Origin of the sequence: Cryobacterium sp. TMN-39-2, assembly GCF_004402745.1 — a bacterium.
GTDB lineage: Bacteria > Actinomycetota > Actinomycetes > Actinomycetales > Microbacteriaceae > Cryobacterium > Cryobacterium zongtaii.
On sequence record NZ_SOFX01000038.1, the window covers coordinates 66,936 to 85,918 of the forward strand.

The window sequence follows — 18,983 nt, forward strand, 5'->3', positions numbered from 1 at the left end:
GGCTGCCGTGGCTGATAAGCCCACTGTGCCAAGCCACCGCTGAAGCCAGGCTGAAGCCCGCTGAAGGCCGCTTCAGAAACGAGGTCAGGCCTCGGCAACAGCGGGCAGGCGCACCTCGAACCGGGCGCCGCCCAGAGCGCTGTCGACGAGGCGCACGGTGCCGCCGTGCGCCTGCACGCTCTCCCGAACGATGGCCAGGCCCAGCCCGGTGCCGCCGGATGCCCGTGCCCGGGATTCGTCCAGCCGCACGAAGCGCTCGAACACGCGGTCGCGCTCGCCGGGCGGCACCCCGTGGCCGTCGTCCTCCACGGTCAGCAGCGCCTGCCCGTCGACCAGGCCGAGCGACAGGCTCACCCGCCCGGAGGCGTGCTGGGCGGCGTTGTCGACGAGGTTCCGCACCACCTGGCCGAGCAGGTTCTGGTCACCGTGCACCCGGGCCGCACCCACCCCGGTGCTGTCGATGCTGAGCGCCATGGTGTCGCGCAGCCGGCGGGCCTCGGCGAGCATCAGGTCGTCCAGGTCCACGGCCGTGCCGGTCGTCGTGGCACTGCGCTCGGACACCCGCGCCAGCAGCAGCATCCCCGCCACCAGCCGCTCCAGCCGGTCGCCCTCGTCGAGAACGGCCTCGGACAGGTCACCGAGGTTGACCCTGTCGGGATGCGCCTGGGCGACCTCGGCGTACTGGCGCAGCGACGCGAGCGGGGAGCGGAGCTCGTGCGAGGCATCCGAGACGAACTGCCGTTGGGCGCGCTGGGAGGTGTCGAGCCTGTCGAGCATGCTGTTCATGGTGTGCGCGAGCCGGCCGATCTCGTCGTCGCGGCCGGGGTCGTTGATGCGGCGCTCGAGGTTGGTGGCGGTGACGGCGTCGACCTCCCGGCGCATCCGTTCGACAGGGGCCAGCGCCCGGCCCACCACGATCCAGGTGAGCAGCGCGACGATCCCGGTCAGCAGCGGCACGGCTCCGGCCAGCAGCACGCCGACCGTGGCGACGGCCTCGTCGACGTTCTCCAGCGAGCGGCCGGCGACGACGGTGGCGTCGTCGTGGTCTTCGGCCACGACCAGGTAGTCGGTGTCTTCGTCTGGTACCCGGATGGTCTGCGCGTCGTCGTCGCCGTCGATGCCCAGCTGCCGGCCCTCGAGCGCCTCGCTGGCGGCGAGGAGCGTGCCGGAGCCGTCGGTGATCTGGAAGAGCACGTCGTCATCGTCGGCGTCGAGGCCGCTCAGACCGCTGCCGGTGTCGAGCTCGGTCTCGATCTGCTCGAGGTCGCGTTCCACGGCCGTGTGCAATTCGTCCAGCAGCACACCGCGGAGCACCAGCGCGAACACGACCGCGCCGCCGACCAGCGTTGCGGCAACGATCGCGGTGGACACCAGGGTGATCCGGCCGCGCAACGACCGGCTGCGGGTCCGCTTAGCCACCGTTGGCCGCCAACCGGTAGCCGGCACCGCGCAGGGTCTCGATCGCGGCCCGGTCGAACGGCCGGTCCACCTTGTTGCGCAGATGCCGCACGTACACCTCCACGATGTTGGGGTCACCCTCGAAGTCGAAGTCCCAGACGTTGTCGAGCACGTCGCGCTTGCTCACGACGGTGCCCCGGTTGCGCATCAGGTATTCGAGCACCGCGAATTCCCGGGCGGTGACGTCAACGGATGCGTCGCCCCGGCTGACCCGGCGGGTGGCGGGGTCGAGGTGCAGGTCGCCGGCGCGCAGCACGGTGGGCCTGGCGCTGGTGCCGCGGCGGATCAGGGCGCGCATCCGGGCCAGCAGCACGGCGGAGGAGAACGGTTTGGTGAGGTAGTCGTCGGCGCCGGTGTCGAGGGCCTCGACCTGGTCCCACTCGCCGTCCTTGGCGGTGAGCATCAGGATCGGGGTCCAGTTCTGCTCGGCCCGCAGGATCTCGCAGACCCTGTAGCCGCTCTGGCCCGGCAGCATGATGTCGAGCAGGATGACCGCATACTCGTTCTCGCGGGCCAGCCAGAGCCCATCCGGACCGGTGCCGGCGATATCGACCGCGAACCCCTCGGCCTCGAGGCCGCGCTTCAACCCGGTCGCGAGCCGCACCTCGTCCTCCACCACCAGCACGCGCATCCGGCCCCCTCGTCAGTAGGTCGGCCGCACGGCCGCCGCTGCCAGTGTGGCCGATGCCGCTGAAGGCAAGCTGAAACCGCCGTGACCGGCCCGGCTACGGCTCCCGGCGCGCCGTGCGCCAGAGTCCGAATGCGAGCGGCACCCCGAGCCACACCACCAGCGACACGGCCAGGCGGGGCCAGTCATCCGCGGTCATCGCCCCCGTCATCAGCACGCTGAGCGTCGTGTTGACGTCGAGCCACTCCGCCGGGCCGCGCAGCGACTCGATCGTGAGGGTCAGCACCGTCCACAGCGTCGGCAGGCCGAGGTAGGCCACGATCGCCACGGGGGTGCTCAGAAACGCGAGCCCGAACGCCACGCCCTGCCACACCAGCAACACGAGTGCGAGCGCGGTTCCGCCCACGAGGCCCCAGTTCAGCGCCCACGACCCGTCGGCGCCCTGCCAGAGGATGCCCGCGAGGTTCAGCGCCGCGCTGACCAGGAGCGTCACCACCATCACGATGAGACCCAGCGAACCTGCTGACACGAGTTTGGCGAGATTCACCCGGGTGCGGCGGGGCTCGAGGGTGAACGTTGAGAGCGCCGTGCGTGCCGACCACTCACTCGTTGCGGCCATCACCCCGATCAGCGGCAGCAGCAGCAACTGCCCCAGCGACGCCGATTCAGCCAGTGACGTCCAGGCGAGGCTCGCCGCATCCGCGGTGAAGAAGGTGAGCGCGATGAACCCCGTGTTCACGAGGGCGATCGCCACGAGCAGCCACAGGCCTGCTCGGGTGTCGAGCTGCTTGCGCAACTCCACGGCGCACAGTCGGAGAAACGGGATGCCACCGACAGCGGGTCGGATGCCCGTCGCCAGACCCGAGGGCGATCGGTCGGTGTCGGAACCGACGGCCTGGTGCGTGCTGCGATACGTGCTCATGCGGATACATCCTCTCGCCCGTCTGAGGCGGTCATGGTGAAGAACAGTTCTTCCAGCCCGGCCTTGGCGGCCGGACGCAGGTCGGTCACGACGATCGCGCAGCCGAGGGCAATCCGCCCGACGTCGGCGACCGTCGCGGATGTGGTGAGCCCGGCGGCCGTGGCCGTCACCTCGAACCCCGCCGTGATCAGCGCCGCACCGAGACGATCATCGTCGAGGCTCTGCACCTGGGTGCCCACCACGGCGAGCAGCTCGGCGGCACTGCCCTGGGCAAGGAGCCGGCCCTGGCCGATGATGATGAGATCGTCGGCCACCGCCTCTACCTCGAGCAGCAGATGGGACGACAGCAGCACGGTGCCGCCGGCGGCGGCGAACGAGGTGAGAAGCCCACGCATCCAGCGAATACCGGCCGGGTCGAGGCCGTTGGCCGGTTCGTCGAGAATGAGCACTTGCGGGCCGCCGAGCAGCGCGCCGGCCAGTCCCAGTCGCTGCCGCATGCCCAGCGAATAGCCGCGGATGCGAGCGCTGCCCTCTGCCGGGGTGAGGCCGACGAGCTCGATCACCTCGTCGACCCGGCGGGCGGGCAGCTGCATCAGCTGTGCGGAGATCGCCAGGGATTCCCGACCCGTGCGACCGTTGTGTTGGGCGGAGGCGTCCAGCAGCACGCCCACATGCCGGCCCGGATTCTCGAGCGCCCGGAACGGCACGCCCAGCACGGTGCTGTTGCCGGAGCTCGGCGCGGCCAGGCCGCACAGCATGCGCATGGTGGTCGATTTGCCGGCACCGTTCGGGCCGAGAAACCCGGTGATGCGGCCGGGCAGGGCGGTGAACGACACCTCGTCGACGGCGACCCGGGTGCGGTAGCGCTTGGTGAGTTTCTCTGCGGTGATCATGGTCTCCATGGTTCCGGCGGGCCGGTGAGCGCGAATCGGACTCGGGTCTCGGCTGCCTCCACCGTTAGTAGGAGAGCACAGAGACGAAGGGGTGAGCGGATGCCGGAGCGGGCCGCCTACTCTGGACACATGACCGCCAGCCTGCGCACCGCGCCAGCCGACCGGGCCGTGCCGCTGCCGGCCGCCCGGCGCCCGGCGCCGATGCCGGCCCCCGGGTTGCGGCCCTGGTCGAGGATCTGGCGCTACCTGGTGGCGGTGGGCCTCGGGCTGCTGCTGATGATCATCAACCTGGCGGACGTGTTGGGGAAGGATCCCAGCACTCTCTCGGACGCCGCGAATGCCGCCATTTTCGGCTTCCTGCTGCTCGATCTCCTGTTCGGCGTGATCGCCGTGGGCCTGTTGCCGCTGCGCCGTCGGCTGCCGGTGCTGACGGCGGTGCTCACGGCCGGCCTGTCGGCGGTGTCCGTGTTCGCGGTGGGACCGGCGGCGCTGGCCATCGTGTCGATGAGCACGCGGCGCCGCTGGAAGCCTGTCGTTGCAGTCGGGTTCACCTGGGTGGCCGCCGGCATGTTCTACGAGCTGGTGTTGCGGCCCAGCGTGCCCGGCGCGACGATCGATGCGGGCCTGACCTGGGCATCCGGTGGGTTGGCCATTGCGATCTACGCGATCTGCGCCACCGCCGGTTTCTACATCGGGGCGCGCCGTGATCTGCTGGCGTCGCTCCGCGAACGCGCCGAGACCGCCGAACGCGAGCAGGCGCTCCGTGAGGACTCCGCGCGGGAAGCCGAGCGCACCCGCATCGCCCGCGAAATGCACGATGTGCTGGCCCACCACATCTCGCTGGTGTCGCTGCACGCCGGCGTGCTCACCTTCCGCACCGATCTGACCCGGCAGGAGACGGTGGATGCGGCCACGATCATCCAGGGCAACGCGCAACTGGCTCTCACCGAACTGCGGCAGATTCTGGGGGTGCTCCGCAGCCGCGACGGCGGCGCGGACGGTGCCGGCTCCGGCATCGCCGAGCCTCCGCAGCCGACGCTCGCGGAGCTGCCCGCTCTGCTGGCCGACTCACGGGAGGGCGGAGTGCAGGTGTCGGTGGATGTGAGCGGGCTGGGTAATCGGGTGGACCCGGTTACCGGTGCTTCCTCGTTGGGTCAGGTCGAGCTTGACGGGCTTTCCGAGTCGGTCTCCCGCGCCGCGTATCGCATCGTTCAGGAGGCGCTCACGAACGCACGCAAACACGCTGCCGGTGCCGCCGTCACCGTGCAGCTCGAGAAACTGGGCGACGAGTTGGTGGTGTCGGTGCGGAACCCGACTGCGCCGGCATCGGTTCTTTCGACCCATGGCGCCGGCATGGGCCTGACCGGCCTGCAGGAGCGTGCCGAGCTCGCCGGGGGCGGCCTCGAGCACGGCACCGACGTCCACGGCCGCTTCGTTCTGACGGCGAGGCTGCCGTGGCAGTGAACATCCGCGTGGTGATCGTTGACGACGACGCTCTCGTTCGGGCGGGCCTGCGCATGATTCTCGGCGGCGACCCATCGATCGAGATCGTCGGTGAAGCCGCCGACGGCCTCGCAGCCCTCGATCTGATCGCGCGGGTGGGCCCGCACGTGGTGCTGATGGACATTCGGATGCCGCGGCTCGACGGCCTCGAAACTACCCGGGCGCTCGCGGCGCGCGGCGATCGCACCCGGGTGATCGTGCTGACGACGTTCGACACCGACGAGCTGGTGCTCACCGCACTGCGGCACGGTGCGGTGGGATTCCTGCTGAAGGACACCCCGCCGGCCGACCTCGTCGATGCGGTGCGCCGGGTCGCAGGCGGCGAGTCGACCCTCTCGCCCAGCGTGACGGCGCAGCTGATCGCCACCGTGACCAGCGGCACCGACGTGCGCCGGCAGCGGGCCGGCACGCTGCTCGACCGGCTGACCGAGAGGGAACTCGAAGTGGCCATCTCGGTCGGGCACGGACTGTCAAATGCGGAGATCGCAGCACGGCTGTTCATGGGGGTCGCGACGGTCAAGACGCACATCGGCCACGTGTTCGCGAAGCTCGAGGCCACGAACCGGGTGCAGGTGGCGCGCACCGTGCACGACGCGGGTCTTACCGGGGAGTAAGCGGGAGAGTCCGCGGCGGCCCAGATGAAATCTGCTGGTCAAAAGGTGGTTACCTGCGGCGAAGCCCAGCCCGGCGCTAGGGTGTTGGCATGACGTCTGCAGAAGAGTCTCTGGTTCACATCGACCATTTCCGGATGGATTTCGCCGGCACCACGGTCATCGAGGACCTCTCCTTCGATGTGCAGCGCGGCGAGACGTTCGGGTTCCTCGGGTCCAACGGCTCCGGCAAGACCACCACGCTGCGGGCGCTGCTGGGCATCTACATCCCGACTGCCGGCATCCTGCATATCGATGGGCGCCCGTTCACGCCGGAGTCCGGCATCCGGCTGGGCTATCTCCCCGAAGAACGTGGACTCTATAAGAAGGAATCCGTTCTCGCCGTGATGACGTACTTCGGCCAGCTCAAGGGTCTGAGTAAAAAAGCCGCGGTGGCCTGGTCGACGAACTATCTCGAGAGGGTGGGGCTGGGGGATAAGGCGAAGGTCCGGGTGGACAAGCTCTCCGGCGGTCAGCAGCAGAAGGTTCAGCTCGGTGTCACGATCATGAACGACCCGGAGCTGCTGATCCTGGACGAGCCCACGAAGGGGTTCGACCCGGTGAACCGGCGACTGCTGATGGACATCATCGAGGACCAGAAGAAGGCCGGTGCCACGGTGCTGATGGTCACTCACCAGATGGAGGAAGTCGAGCGGCTGTGCGACCGGGTGATCCTGTTGAAGGGCGGCCGGGCGGAGGCCTACGGCACAATCCCTGAGGTGCAGAACCAGTACGGCGGCACGATGATCCGAGTCGGCTACTCCGGCGAGATACCCGCATCTGGGCACTACGAGATCAGCCTCCGCGACCGCAACTACGCCGAACTCACCCTCATCGGCACCGTCGATGAGGCCTTGATCTTGCGCGACCTGGTCGATGCCGGCGTTCTGATCCGGAGTTTCACCACGAGCAAGCTCTCGCTCGAGGAGATCTTCGTCAGCGTCTATGGCGACCAGAACGAAATGGCAGGTGCCTGAGATGGGTCAGCACAATCTCCGTACGGTCATCGGGTTCGAAGTGGGCCGTACCCTGGGCAAGAAGAAGTTCTGGGTCATCACCCTGCTGGTGCCGATTGCGATCGGCATCGTGGTGGGCCTGGTGACCCTGGGCAACACGTCGTCGATGAGTAACATCGATGCCCAGTCAGACGCGAAGCTCACCTTCACCTACAGCGACGCATCCGGTTATGTCGACCCGGCCGTGGCGGCAGCCTTGGGCGGTACGCCGGTCACGGATGACGCATCCGCGATCGCCGACGTGAAGGCGGGCGAGGAGGACGCCCATTTTGTGTACCCGGCGGACCCGGCCACAACCCCGACCCAGGTGTATGGGATCGACAAGGGCCTGTTCGGCAACGGCGAGTATGAGGGTGTCGCGACCCAGGTGCTGATCACCAGCGCCCAGGACCAGATCGGGGATCCGGCGCTGACAACGATGGCGCAGGGCGACGTGTCGGTGACCTCCACCACCTACACAGACGGGGAGGAAGCGGCCGGGTTCATGGGCGTGATCCCGCCGCTGATCTTCCTGGCGATGTTCTTCCTGACCTTCACCCTGCTCTCCAACCAGATGCTCACCAGCACCCTGGAAGAGAAGGAGAACCGAGTCACGGAGATGATCCTCACCACCCTGAACCCCACCGCCCTGATCAGCGGGAAGATCATCTCGGTCTTCATCGTCGGCTTCGCGCAGGTGCTGGTATTCCTCGTGCCGGTGGCGGTCGGCTACCTGTTCTTCCGCACCTCGTTGAACCTGCCGGAGGTGGATCTCGCCAGTTTCACCTTTGATCCCGGCCAGATGATCGTCGGCGCGCTGCTGGCCCTGGGCGGTTTCGCCCTGTTCACGGGCACCGCGGTCGCGATCGGGGCGGTGATGCCCAACGCGAAGGATGCCGGCGGCTGGTTCACCGCGCTGATCATCCTGATGATCGTGCCGCTCTACTCGGTATCGCTGGTGCTCTCGGATCCGCACAGCGCCGTCGTGCAGGTGTTCACCTACTTCCCCTATTCGGCGCCGATCACCGCGATGCTCCGCAACGCGTTCGGCTCCCTCGCGGGCTGGGAAGCGGCCATCGTCATCACGGAACTGTTCCTCCTCAGCGCTGTCGTGCTGCAGCTCGCGGTGCGTCTGTTTCGGTACGGGTCCATCGAGTACACGAACAGGGTGTCGTTCAAAACCGTGTTCGCCGGGCGCACGGCCAGGAGCCTCGCTCGGGGCTGAGTTCCTCGTGGCCGCACCACTCAGTTGCGGACTCCCCCCCCTTCGTTGCGCTGACGAAGGCGTGAAGTCCGCACATCAACTCGCGGTCGGCGCGGTGAGGAGCCCCACGAGCACGTCGAGCGCGCTCCCGAGCTCGAGATCCGTCGGGGTGCCGTAGCCGAGCACCAGGCCGTGCTGCCCTCGGGCTAGAACCGCGTAGTCGGCCAGCGACGCGACCCGCACCCCGCGCGCGGCGGCGAGCGTGACGAGAGCGGACGCATCCGCCCCGGTGTGCACCACCACATGCAGCCCGCCGTCGAGGCCGGTGAGCCGCACGCCGGGCAGCGCGCCGAGCCTGCCGATCACCAGGGCGCGGCGGTGGGCGTACTCGCGGCGCACCCTGGTGACATTGCGGGCCAGGCCGCCGCTGTCGAGGTAGCGGGCGAGGGCCGCCTGCTGCACCCCGGAGACCGACGGGCCGAGGTCGTCCCGCACCTCCTGCAGCGCCGCACCGAGGGGTCCGGTGGCCACGATGTAGCCGCAACGGATCCACGGGGTGACGGTCTTGGAGAAGCTGCCGACCAGCGCGACTCGGCCCGACCCGTCGAGGGTGGCGAGGGCGGGCAGCGGCATCGCGTCGAAGCGGAACTCGCTGTCGTAGTCGTCCTCGATGATCACGGCATCCGTGGCCCGCGCCCAGTCGAGCAGATCGAGGCGACCCTGCACCGAGAGGCTGCTGCCCAGGGGGTACTGGTGGCTCGGGGTCACCAGCACCGCGTGCGGCCTCGGCGCGAGGGCGGCGAGCTCGGCCAGGTTGATGCCGTTCTCGTCGGTGTGCACCGGCCGGATGAGGGCGCCCACCCGGCGCAGCACCCGCCGGGCGGTGGGGTAGCCCGGGTCCTCGACGGCGATGTGTGGGGTGAACCTGGGTGCGTCGGCCGGCGCGGCATCCGCGGGGGTGGCGAGAGCGAGTCCGATGCCGGCGAGGGCGTCGCTGGTGCCGGCCGTGACGATCACGTCAGCCGGCTGGCAGGCCAGGCCGCGGGTTCGCCGCACGTGCTCGGCGATCGCGGTGCGCAGCTCGAGGGTGCCGTTCGCGGGCGGTGAGTCACTGCGGCCGGACGCCGACACGGCGGCCCGCCAGGCGGCGGTCCAGGCCGGGTCGACGAGGGTGCGGGTCGACGGATGCCCGGGGGTCAGGTCGAGGAGCGGCCGCGCGCTGGGTAGGCCGGTCAGTGGGGTCGCCGGCGGTTTTGGCGATGGGGTCCCGGTTGGGGGTCGCTCCACCATCACCCGGGTCGCCGAGCCGGGTCGGGCCAACAGGTAGCCCTCGCCGGCGAGCTGGTCGTACGCGGCGACGACGGTGCCGCGCGACACCCGCACCGAGGCGGCGAGGGCGCGCGTCGAGGGTAGGGCCTCATCGTGGCGCAGCGTTCCGTCGAGGATGGCCCGCCGGAGGGCCGTGGCCAGCTGCGCCGCGAGGGGGAGCGCGGCCCCGCGGTCGAGCAGGATCGGCAGCTCGTGTGCGTTCATGATCGGTCCTCGTTCTTGTGGTGCTCCGGGGCGCCGCGGCGCCAACTGGTCTACTCGTCGGCGCGATAGGTGGCTCTGTCGTTGATCCACTGTGTCCCCGATCCTAGTAGCATGCCCCACACCAGCCAGCCCCACGAAGACTCGAAAACCGACTCGTCACCGGCGGGCCTCGCCGCCGTCGCGCTGCCGGGAGCCCGGCCCGACGCCACGTTGCCGGCGCCAGACGTGCCTTCGGCGGACCTGCCCATCACCGACCGCACCCGCGTCACCCGTTCCCCCGAGCGCCAGCGCACCGACCGCGCCGAGCTGTACCGCATCCTGGACGACGCCCTGGTCGCCCACGTGGCGATCGTGCGCGACGGCCTGCCGCTGGTGCTGCCGATGGGTTTCGGCCGCGGCGGCGATGCCATCTATCTGCACGGCTCCACCGGCAGCGGAATCTTCCGAATGATGGCATCCGGCAGCCCGATCTCGGTCACGGTGACCCACCTCGACGGCCTCGTGTACGCCCGGTCCCTGTTCGACAGCTCGATGAACTACCGCAGTGCCGTGGTGTTCGGCACGGCCACGATCGTCGCCGACCCGGCCGAGAAGACCGAGGCGATGCGCATCGTCTCCGAACACCTGATGCCCGGCCGCACGGCCGAGGTACGCCCGATGACAAAGCGCGAACTGGCCGCCACGCTCGTGCTGCGCCTGCCGCTGGACGAGGTCAGCGTGAAGGTGCGCGCGCACGGCGCCTCCGAGGAGCCCGACGACGGCGAGGACCGCTCCGTCTGGGCCGGCGTGCTGCCGCTGCGGATGACCGCCCTGGCGCCGGAGACCTCGCCGCTCACCGCACCGGGCACGCAGGTCTCGGCCTCGGCGACCGCGTACGCCGCCCGCATTGCTGGCGCGGCCGCGGCCGCTGCCGCTGCCGCCCAAGCGGAGCCGGCCGTGGCTGCTCGGATGCCATAGTCGGTGTGCGGCGCCGGCGGCGCGCATCCGGCTCAACTGTGCCCCGTGCGGACAATTGTTACCGGCGCACCGGGTGCAATTGTCCGCACCGGCAACAGTTGCGCGGCGGTGTCAGCTGGCGCCCGCGCCCGGGCCGCTGCGGCGCGGTCGGATTGACGCGCGTCGATCCTCCCTCCATACTGGCTATATCGACATCCGTCTATATCAACCAGGGCTGGGACCACGTATGACCGAGAAGACCGCGACCGAGAAGTCCGCCATCACCGAGCAGGTACGAGAGCGCTACGCCGCGCAGGCCCTGCAGGTCACCGACGTGAGCAACAGCGGCTCCTGCTGCAGCACGCCGCTGGAGACCAGCGCCGTTTTCGGCTCGGTGCTGTACACCGGCGCGGAGTCCACCGAGGTGCCCGACGAGGCGATGCTGGCCAGCATCGGCTGTGGCAACCCGACCGCGGTGGCCGACCTGCGCGAAGGCGAGACGGTGCTCGACCTCGGCTCCGGCGGTGGCATCGACGTGCTGCTCTCCGCCCGCCGGGTGGGCCCCACGGGGTTCGCCTACGGCCTCGACATGACCGACGAGATGCTGGCCCTGGCCCGCGCGAACGCCGCCAAGGCCGGCGCCACGAACGTCGAGTTCCTCAAGGGTTTCATCGAAGAGATCCCGCTGGCGGATGCGGCGGTCAACGTGATCATCTCCAATTGTGTGATCAACCTCTCGGCCGACAAGAACGCCGTCGTGGGCGAGATGTTCCGGGTGCTCACGCCCGGCGGCCGGCTCGGGCTCTCCGATGTGGTCGCCGAGAACCAGCTCAGCGAGAGCGAACGCATCGAGCGCGGCTCCTACGCGGGGTGCATCGCTGGGGCGCTGTCCGACGAGGAGTACCGTGTGGCGCTGGCGGCGGCGGGCTTCACCGACATCAGCGTGGACTTCACCCACGAGGTGGCCCCGCAGATGCACGGTGCCATCATCAAGGCCGTCAAGCCGAGTTAGCCGGCTGGGGGTCTCGGTCCGACATCATGCCGTGGTCTGCCGCCGACCTGATTCCACCTACCCCTTGACGGCACCGCCCAGGCCGGCACCCCGCAGGAACATTCGCTGGAACACCAGGAACAGCAGAATCGGGATGATGCTGGAGATGGCCAGCGCTGCGAGATAGACGCCCAGTTCGATGCTCTGCTGCAGGGCGGGCAACCGCACCGAGAGCGGCTGCACCATCGGGTCAATGAGCACGAGCGAGGGCCAGAGGAAGTCCTTCCAGGCCGCGATGATCGCGAAAACCGACACGACTCCCACGATGGGCTTGGACATGGGCAGCACGATCGACCAGAACAACCGGAAGGAACTCGCGCCGTCCGTTCGTGCGGCCTCGAAGACCTCACGCGGCAGGTTGTCGAAGAAGCGCTTGACGAGCAGCACGTTGAAGGCACTGGCACCGGCTGGGAGCCAGACCGCCCAGAAGGTGTTGATGAGCGAGATTCCCACGAATGGCACGTCGAGCACCGTGAGGTAGAGCGGCACCAGCAGCACGACGCTCGGAACGAAGAGTGTGCCGAGCACCAGGGCGTTCAGCACTCCGGCGTACTTGGGGCGCAGGATCGAGAGAGCATAGCCGGCCGTTGTGGCCACGACGATCTGCACCGCCCACGACCCGGCCGCCACCCACAGTGTGTTGGCGAATTGCACGTCGAGGTGAATCGTGGACCACGCGGTGACTACGTTCTGCCACTCGATGCCATTGGGGAAGATCGCCAAGGGCGTGCGCAGGGTGTCCTGGGTGGGCGTCAGCGCGGCTTTGCCGAGCCAGAGCAGCGGCCCCAGCCCGGATACGGCGAGCACGACGAGAAGCACGGCGTGGCTGGCGCGCATCGTGCGGCGGATGCGCGGCTTGGTCCAGTCGGCGACGGAGATGATACCGCGGTCTTCGGCATCCGCGATCTTTGCCTTGCTCAATTCTGGCTCCAGGATTTGGTGAGGCGGAAGTAGACCACGGAAAGGACGGCGAGGAACATCGCCAACATCAGGCTCAAGGCCGTGGCGGCGCCGTAATCGCCGCCGAGACTGTTCTGGAAGGCGTAACGGTAGATCAGCAGCAGCACGGTGATCGTGGAGTTCGCCGGACCGCCCGCGGTGAAGAGGAAGGGTTCGAGGAACACCTGAGCGGTACCGATCACCTGAAGGATCAGGGTGATGAGCAGGATGCCGCGCAGTTGCGGCAGGGTGATGTGCCAGATCTTCCGCCAGATGGAGGCACCGTCGACCTCGGCGGCGTCGTAGAGTTCGGGGGCCACCCCGGTCAGCGCGGCGAGGTAGATGATGATTGTGCCGCCGGCGCCCGCCCAGGTGGCTTCGAGCACCAGCGACGGCATTGCCGCTGTGATGCTCTGGATCCAGGGCTGCGGGCCGATCCCGACCATGGCGAGAATGCTATTGAAGACACCGGTGGGGCTGGCATCGTAGAAGAACTTCCACAGGAGAACGGCGACCACCGGGGGAACCACGACGGGCAGGTAGGCCAGGGCGCTGAACAGGCCCTTGGCCCGGCGCACTTCACTCATCAGCACGGCAGCGATGAGCGGGATCGGGTAGCCGAACAGCAGGGCAAGCACGGCAAACCAGACAGTGTTCTGCACAGCGGTCAGAAACAGCGGGTCCTGCAACACCTTGACGAAGTTGTCCAGCCCCACAAAAGTCGGCGCCGTGACCAGGTTGGTCTTCTGGAAGCTCATCACGAACGACTGCACGATGGGGTACCAGGAGAAGATCCCGAAGATCAGCAGCATCGGAACAAGGAACAAAAGGTTGCTGAGCCCACCGTTCCGTACCCACGTGCGCGGGTTGGCCGGCCGACGTCGCTGGGGAGTGGCCGCAGCTGGTTGGGGCGGATCCACTACGGAGGGGCGTTCATCCAGTGCGGTCATCGTCGTCTTTCGTGAGCGGGGGTGAGCCGAGGCGGGCTGGGGGAGCGGGGCAGTGCTCGGAAGGAATGGGGGCCGATCCGACCGGCGGGGATGCGACATCCCCGCCGGTTGTTCGGGTCTGACCGGGAAGGGGTCAGTCGGCGTCGACCAGGGGCTGGATCGTCTTGTTGACGGTGTCCAGCAGGGCGTCGATGTCGGCGTTCTTGTCGGTCAGCACGGACTGCACGGCGGTGTCGAGTGCGCCGTACAGTTCCTGGGTGTGCGCGGACGGTTCTCCCACGATGGTGCGGCCGACGTTGCCCTCGGCGAAGAAGGCAACCTGCTCCTGGGGCACGTTGATGTACTCCTTCACCCACTCACGGGACTGGTCCAGGGTCGCCTGATCGAAGACCGGAAGGGCGGGCGTCCCGACGGCCTGGTCGGTCTCGGCGAGCGTCTGAGCGTCCTGCAGGGCAGCGTCCTTGTCGACCAGCTTGTTCAGGTCGTAGAAAGCGATCCACTTCATGGCCGCATCCTTCACGGTGTCGTCGGCCTTCACATTGACGACGTTGAGCGTGCCGCCACCCAGAACGCCGGCATCCTTCGCATCCGTCAGCGGGATCGCGGTGAGCCCGTAGTCGGCCGCATCCATGTTGCTCTCGCGGGTGAGCGAGGTGAACAGGTCAGATCCGCCGGTGTACATGCCGATCTGACCGGCGGCGAACGCCTGGTTGATGGTGCCCCAGTCGTAGAGGAAGTTGCTGCCCATGGAGTTGTCGGTCCAGCGCAGTTCCTTGAGGTACTCGAGGGCTTCCTTCGTGGCCGGGTTGTCGGCCGTCACGGTGACGGAACCGTCCGACGCGACCTCCTCCATGCTGCCACCGCGGGCCACAGTGGCCGCGGTCAGCTGCCAACCGCCCGTGTTGCTCTGGGTCATCTGCATGTAGCCGGCTTGGCCGGTCTTGTCGGCGATGACCTTGGCGTACTCACGTACCTCGTCCCAGGTGGTCGGCGGTGCGTTCGGGTCGAGGCCGGCCTCTTCGAAGAGCGCCCGGTTGTACTGCAGGCCCATTCCGTAGGCTTCGCGCGGCACTCCGAAGATGTTGCCATCGGCATCCTGGGCGTTGCTGAGCACGCTCGGGTTGAAGGTGTCGAAGTAGGGCAGGGCTTCAACCTGTGCGGTCATGTCCGCGAGCTGCCCGTTGGCGATGAGCGTCTTGGCGTCGGTGAGCGGGATGCGGAAGACGTCGGGAAGGGTACCGCCCGCCAGCTGCGCGGCGAAGGTGGGCGCGCTCCACTCGTATTCGACACCCTCGACGTTGATGTCGGGGTTGGCTTTCTCGAACTGGGCTACCTGGGCGTCGAACGCGTCGAACGCGGCCTGCTCGGTTCCGGGGATGAGGCTGACCACTTTGATGGTTGTCGTGCCATCGCTGTCGGCGGCGTTCGCGGTGCAGCCGGAAAGCAGCCCGACTCCCGCGAGCGTGGCCGCCACGAGGGTGACGATCTTTGCTGGTGACTTCATTGTCTGTTCCTTTCGTAATGTGACTGGGGACATGCAGGTAGCTCAGCCCGGGAGGTGCGCCCGGTCGGAGTTTTCGTTGGCGCCGGCGGAAAGCTGGAGCCAGGCTGTGGAGTCGGAGGGGAGCAGTCCGCCGACGAGCGGCTCGCTCGTGAGCAGCACGCGCTCGTGGTCGGGTAGCGCGATGGGCTCCGTCGACAGGTTCGCAAGCAGGAGGAATCTCTTGCCTCGAGTGAAGGTGAGTACGTCGGTTGCAGCGGGAAGCCAGGCGAACCCGCCGTCCCCCAGGTCGGGATCCTCAGCCCGGATGCGCAGGGAGCTTTGGTACAGCCGCAGCATGGACGACGGATCGGACTGCTGGGCTTCGGCGGTCAGGCCGCGCCACTCGGCCGGCTGCGGGAGCCAGGGAGCAATCTGTGCGCTGTCGGGGCTGAATCCGAAGGGTGCGTCGGCACCTGACCACGGCAACGGTACCCGGCAGCCATCGCGGCCGGGATCCACGCCGCGTGAACGGAAATGCATCGGGTCCTGAAGCAGGGTGGCGGGGATGTCCTCAACCTCGGGCAGTCCGAGTTCGTCGCCCTGGTAGATGTAGAGCGAGCCCGGCAGGGCGGCCGTGATCAACGCCGCAGCCCGCGACCGGCGGAGACCGAGAGTCAGGTCGGTGGGTGTGTTGGCCCGCTTGGTGGCGAAGGCGAAAGTCGTGTCCTCGCGCCCGTACCGGGTGACCGGCCGGGTGACATCGTGGTTGGACAGCACCCAGGTGCTCGGTGCGCCGACGGGGGCGTGCGCGGTCAGGGTGGTATCGATCGATTCGCGAAGTTCGGCTGCGTTCCAGGCGCGGGCGAGGAAGTCGAAGTTGAAGGCGGTGTGCAGCTCATCGGGACGTAGATAGCGGGCGAAGCGTTCAACGTCGGGCAGCCAGATCTCGCCGACGAGCACTCGGGTTCCCTCGTACGAGTCCGCGATGGCGCGCCAGCTGCGGTAGATGTCGTGCAATTCGTCGCGGTCGGTGTTCGGGTGTTCCCCGGCCGCGGGGTTCTGCGGAACCTCGGGCAGCGTGTCGTCCTTCACCAGCAAAGCGGCTGAGTCGATGCGCACCCCGGCCACACCCCGGTCGAACCAGAACTTGAGGATGTCCTCGTGCTCGCGGTGAACATCCGGATGGGTCCAGTTGAGGTCGGGCTGTTCGGGAGTGAACAGGTGCAGGTACCACTCGCCGGGGGTGCCGTCGGGGTTCACCGTTCGGGTCCAGGTGTCGCCGGCGAAGTTCGAGGGCCAGCGAGTGGGCGGTTCGCTTTCGTCGGGGCCGTGCCCGGGACGGAACCAGAACCGCTCGCGTTCGGGGGAGCCAGGGCCGGCTGCCAGAGCCGCCTGGAACCAGGGGTGCTGATCGGAGACGTGATTGGGAACGACGTCGATGATGGTGCGGATGCCGAGGGCGAGCGCGTCCTGGATGAGTTCTTCGGCCTCATTCAACGTGCCGAACGACGGGTGGATGTCGCGGTAATCGGAGACATCGTAGCCGCCGTCGGCGAGGGGCGACGGGTACCAGGGATTGAACCAGAGGGCGTCGACACCAAGCTGCTTGAGATAGCCGAGTCGGCTGCGAACGCCGGCGAGATCGCCTGTGCCGTCACCGTTGGCGTCGCTGAAGCTGCGCACGTAGACCTGATAAATGACCGCGCTCCGCCACCAGAGATCGTCGGAGACGACGGTGTTGCGGTCGGGGGATGCGGCGGGAAGCGTCACTGCTCGTACTCGTCTCGATAGGCCGACTCTGCGGCAACCTTGGTTACCGGCGTTGGCAACTACTGAAACGTAGCTTTCTTGACAAGATGATGCAATATTTCTACAAACGGCAAGTCGCTTGCGTGATTCTTGCGCCGATTGCGTATTTCGTCGGAGGTTAGATCGGCGCGTGCGGGCGGCTTGTCGACGCACGCACCACGAGTTCCGGTTCGAAGAAGAACTCCTCAGTGGATGCCGAGTCTCCCTTGATCTGGCGGATCAGCAGCTCCATGATCATGCGGCCCATATGTTCGATCGGCTGGCGGATCGTCGTGAGCGGCGGTTCCACGCAGGACATCAGTGCCGAGTCGTCGAAGCCGATGATCGACACGTCGTCGGGAACGCTCTGACCCGCCCGGCGTACGGCCCGGATCGCCCCGAGTGCCATCGGATCGCTGGCGCACACTATCGCGCTCACACCTGCTCGAAGCAAGCGGGTTGCCCCCGCTTGCCCGGCCTCCAGGGAATACAGGGAATGGACGACCTGATCGTCGTCGAGCTGTCCGCCGGTTCTGGCCATGGCACGCTTCGCCGCGGCCAGTTTGCGCTGAGACGGTACATGGTCCCGCGGGCCCAGGAGCAGGCCGATCCGGGTGTGCCCCAGTTCGGTCAGATGCGCGAATGACTGGTCGATTGCGGCCGTGTCGTCGCAGGAGACCGTGGCGAAACCGAAGTTGTCGATGGGTGCGTTGACGAGCACCGTGGGGAGGTTGAGGTCTCGAAGGCGTCGGTAGTGCTCATGCGAGCCATCCTGTTGCATGTAGGCGCCGCCGACGAAGATCACCCCTGACACCTGTTGCTGCAGGAGAAGTTCGACGTAGTCGGCTTCAGTGATGCCTCCGGCGGTCTGCGTGCATAAGACCGGGGTATACCCGTTCTGGGCGAGGGCGCCTCCGATGATCTCGGCGAAGGCCGGGAAGATGGGGTTCTGCAATTCCGGCAGCACCAGGCCCACGAGGCGGGCGCGCTCGCCGCGAAGCTTGGTGGGACGTTCGTAGCCGAGCACATCGAGGGCGGAGAGCACGGCCTGCCGGGTCGCTACGGACACGCCTGGTTTCTCGTTGAGAACCCGGCTGACGGTGGCCTCGCTGACGCCGACCTTGCGAGCTACTTCGGCGAGTCGTCTGGACATGCGCCCGAGCTTACGCAATTACTTGCAGAAACACCGCATATTTCTCACAGGGCACAGGGTGCTCCTCCGACAGGCGCGCTCAGTCGGAGCCGGGCAGCCCCAGGAACTCGATCGCGGCATCCCGGAACGCCCGGGAGGTCGGCGCATTGAAGTGGTTGCGGCCGGGGATCTCGAAGAACGCGGCCCGCGGGGTCGCCTCGGCCAGGGCGCGGGACGCCTCCAGGATGCGGTCCTCACTGCCGGTGGCGAAGAGCACCCGCTGCTCGGGCGCATTAGCCGCGTGCGGCTGGGGGCCGTCGCGCATCCCCTCGACCAGCGCGATGAGCGCTTCGAGGTCGTTGTCGCGGATGGCGCCGGCCATCTTCAGGTAGGCGGCGGTGAGTTCATCCGTCACCGGCACGCCGTCGCGCACCAGAGCCCGCGCCTGGTCGACCCGGAACCGGGTGAGCGGGTCACCGTCGGGGATGCCGCCGAAGACGGCACGGTTGATGCGAGTGGGCATGAAGCGGGCGGCGTGCCAGCCGACCCGGGCGCCCAGCGAGTAGCCCACGTAGTCGACCTCATCGAGCATGAAGGTGTCGAGCACGGTGAGCACGTCGGTGACGAGCAGGTCCATCGAGTAGCCCTCGGCGGAGTGCGGCTTGTCGCTCTGCCCGTGGCCGCGCTGGTCGATCGCGATCACGTGGTAGCCCTCGCGCACCAGGTCGCGGATCCAGCCGGTGGCGTGGAAGTTCGCCAGCGCGCTGGAGGCGAAGCCGTGCACCGCGAGCACGGTCGGGGCATCGGGGTCGCCGAATTCGTAGGTGGCGATCTGCACGTTGTCGGGGGCGATGACGGTGCGGGCGGGCGGGGCTGGGGGAGTATGCATCGGTTCTATTCGACCACATGGCCGGGCCC

17 protein-coding genes are annotated in these 18,983 nt (G+C 68.1%); 6 read left to right on the plus strand and 11 right to left on the minus strand.

Translation table 11 applies throughout. The annotated features are described in order from the left end of the window. Window positions 1-84 precede the first annotated feature (84 nt). The 4 genes from E3O57_RS14245 to E3O57_RS14260 form a co-directional block, all read right to left on the minus strand. Entirely contained in the window at window positions 85-1,419 is a 1,335-nt protein-coding gene (locus E3O57_RS14245) for a cell wall metabolism sensor histidine kinase WalK (protein ID WP_241990429.1), read from the minus strand. Then, window positions 1,412-2,089 carry a response regulator transcription factor gene (locus E3O57_RS14250; protein WP_103478606.1) on the minus strand — a complete coding sequence of 226 codons (678 nt, stop codon included), beginning with the start codon at window positions 2,087-2,089 and terminating at the stop codon, window positions 1,412-1,414. Before E3O57_RS14250 ends, E3O57_RS14245 begins: the two co-directional genes overlap by 8 nt. Window positions 2,090-2,183: 94 nt before the next feature. After that, window positions 2,184-3,008 carry an ABC transporter permease gene (locus E3O57_RS14255; RefSeq protein WP_103478607.1) on the minus strand — a complete coding sequence of 275 codons (825 nt, stop codon included), beginning with the start codon at window positions 3,006-3,008 and terminating at the stop codon, window positions 2,184-2,186. Beyond that, window positions 3,005-3,901, minus strand: a complete 897-nt coding sequence (locus E3O57_RS14260) for an ABC transporter ATP-binding protein (protein ID WP_174776347.1) — start codon at window positions 3,899-3,901, stop codon at window positions 3,005-3,007. The genes E3O57_RS14255 and E3O57_RS14260 overlap by 4 nt, the downstream gene beginning before the upstream one ends. Window positions 3,902-4,030: 129 nt before the next feature. Here E3O57_RS14260 and E3O57_RS14265 point away from each other — a divergent pair, with 129 nt between their 5' ends. The 4 genes from E3O57_RS14265 to E3O57_RS14280 all read left to right on the plus strand — a co-directional run bounded on the left by E3O57_RS14265 (window position 4,031) and on the right by E3O57_RS14280 (window position 8,274). Further along, window positions 4,031-5,365, plus strand: a complete 1,335-nt coding sequence (locus E3O57_RS14265; protein WP_198416845.1) for a sensor histidine kinase — start codon at window positions 4,031-4,033, stop codon at window positions 5,363-5,365. Continuing rightward, entirely contained in the window at window positions 5,356-6,018 is a 663-nt protein-coding gene (locus E3O57_RS14270; protein WP_103478609.1) for a response regulator transcription factor, read from the plus strand. Before E3O57_RS14265 ends, E3O57_RS14270 begins: the two co-directional genes overlap by 10 nt. A gap of 89 nt (window positions 6,019-6,107) precedes the next feature. Then, window positions 6,108-7,031: an ABC transporter ATP-binding protein gene (locus E3O57_RS14275; protein ID WP_241990430.1), complete on the plus strand. Its 924-nt coding sequence runs from the start codon at window positions 6,108-6,110 to the stop codon at window positions 7,029-7,031. Window position 7,032: 1 nt separating this feature from the next. After that, entirely contained in the window at window positions 7,033-8,274 is a 1,242-nt protein-coding gene (locus E3O57_RS14280; protein WP_103478611.1) for an ABC transporter permease, read from the plus strand. 75 nt (window positions 8,275-8,349) lie between these two features. Here the strand turns inward: E3O57_RS14280 and E3O57_RS14285 are convergent, their stop codons facing one another. Continuing rightward, the gene (locus E3O57_RS14285) at window positions 8,350-9,786 is read right to left on the minus strand and encodes a PLP-dependent aminotransferase family protein (RefSeq protein WP_241990431.1); all 1,437 of its coding nucleotides are present in this window, start codon (window positions 9,784-9,786) and stop codon (window positions 8,350-8,352) included. Between the two features lie 111 nt (window positions 9,787-9,897). Between E3O57_RS14285 and E3O57_RS14290 the strand changes: the two genes are divergently transcribed. Together E3O57_RS14290 and arsM are read left to right on the plus strand one after the other, a co-directional pair. Further along, window positions 9,898-10,743, plus strand: coding sequence for a pyridoxamine 5'-phosphate oxidase family protein (locus E3O57_RS14290; RefSeq protein WP_198416846.1), 846 nt, complete (start codon window positions 9,898-9,900; stop codon window positions 10,741-10,743). Between the two features lie 226 nt (window positions 10,744-10,969). Continuing rightward, entirely contained in the window at window positions 10,970-11,734 is a 765-nt protein-coding gene (gene arsM, locus E3O57_RS14295; protein ID WP_103461791.1) for an arsenite methyltransferase, read from the plus strand. Window positions 11,735-11,791: 57 nt separating this feature from the next. Here the strand turns inward: arsM and E3O57_RS14300 are convergent, their stop codons facing one another. From E3O57_RS14300 to E3O57_RS14325, 6 genes are all read right to left on the minus strand, one after another. Continuing rightward, entirely contained in the window at window positions 11,792-12,694 is a 903-nt protein-coding gene (locus E3O57_RS14300) for a carbohydrate ABC transporter permease (protein ID WP_241990432.1), read from the minus strand. Then, the gene (locus E3O57_RS14305; RefSeq protein WP_103461790.1) at window positions 12,691-13,662 is read right to left on the minus strand and encodes a carbohydrate ABC transporter permease; all 972 of its coding nucleotides are present in this window, start codon (window positions 13,660-13,662) and stop codon (window positions 12,691-12,693) included. The genes E3O57_RS14300 and E3O57_RS14305 overlap by 4 nt, the downstream gene beginning before the upstream one ends. Window positions 13,663-13,795: 133 nt before the next feature. Further along, window positions 13,796-15,166 (minus strand): ABC transporter substrate-binding protein, encoded by a 1,371-nt coding sequence (locus E3O57_RS14310; protein ID WP_103478612.1) that lies wholly within the window; start codon window positions 15,164-15,166, stop codon window positions 13,796-13,798. A 42-nt stretch (window positions 15,167-15,208) separates the two neighbouring features. Continuing rightward, window positions 15,209-16,915 (minus strand): alpha-amylase family glycosyl hydrolase, encoded by a 1,707-nt coding sequence (locus E3O57_RS14315; RefSeq protein ID WP_103478613.1) that lies wholly within the window; start codon window positions 16,913-16,915, stop codon window positions 15,209-15,211. Window positions 16,916-17,072: 157 nt separating this feature from the next. Beyond that, a complete protein-coding gene (locus tag E3O57_RS14320; RefSeq protein WP_103478614.1) occupies window positions 17,073-18,086 on the minus strand; it encodes a LacI family DNA-binding transcriptional regulator in 1,014 nt (337 codons plus the stop codon). 79 nt (window positions 18,087-18,165) lie between these two features. After that, on the minus strand, window positions 18,166-18,954 hold the full coding sequence (locus E3O57_RS14325) for an alpha/beta fold hydrolase (RefSeq protein WP_103461786.1): 789 nt from the start codon (window positions 18,952-18,954) through the stop codon (window positions 18,166-18,168). Window positions 18,955-18,983 lie beyond the last annotated feature (29 nt).

Coding starts and splice junctions, on each gene's coding strand:
- E3O57_RS14250 (WP_103478606.1), bottom strand. CDS start 2,089: ATGCGCGTGCTGGTGGTGGAGGACGAGGTGCGGCTCGCGACCGGGTTG.
- E3O57_RS14255 (WP_103478607.1), bottom strand. CDS start 3,008: ATGAGCACGTATCGCAGCACGCACCAGGCCGTCGGTTCCGACACCGAC.
- E3O57_RS14260 (WP_174776347.1), bottom strand. CDS start 3,901: ATGATCACCGCAGAGAAACTCACCAAGCGCTACCGCACCCGGGTCGCC.
- E3O57_RS14265 (WP_198416845.1), top strand. CDS start 4,031: ATGACCGCCAGCCTGCGCACCGCGCCAGCCGACCGGGCCGTGCCGCTG.
- E3O57_RS14275 (WP_241990430.1), top strand. CDS start 6,108: ATGACGTCTGCAGAAGAGTCTCTGGTTCACATCGACCATTTCCGGATG.
- E3O57_RS14280 (WP_103478611.1), top strand. CDS start 7,033: ATGGGTCAGCACAATCTCCGTACGGTCATCGGGTTCGAAGTGGGCCGT.
- E3O57_RS14285 (WP_241990431.1), bottom strand. CDS start 9,786: ATGAACGCACACGAGCTGCCGATCCTGCTCGACCGCGGGGCCGCGCTC.
- E3O57_RS14290 (WP_198416846.1), top strand. CDS start 9,898: ATGCCCCACACCAGCCAGCCCCACGAAGACTCGAAAACCGACTCGTCA.
- arsM (WP_103461791.1), top strand. CDS start 10,970: ATGACCGAGAAGACCGCGACCGAGAAGTCCGCCATCACCGAGCAGGTA.
- E3O57_RS14305 (WP_103461790.1), bottom strand. CDS start 13,662: ATGACCGCACTGGATGAACGCCCCTCCGTAGTGGATCCGCCCCAACCA.
- E3O57_RS14310 (WP_103478612.1), bottom strand. CDS start 15,166: ATGAAGTCACCAGCAAAGATCGTCACCCTCGTGGCGGCCACGCTCGCG.
- E3O57_RS14320 (WP_103478614.1), bottom strand. CDS start 18,086: ATGTCCAGACGACTCGCCGAAGTAGCTCGCAAGGTCGGCGTCAGCGAG.
- E3O57_RS14325 (WP_103461786.1), bottom strand. CDS start 18,954: ATGCATACTCCCCCAGCCCCGCCCGCCCGCACCGTCATCGCCCCCGAC.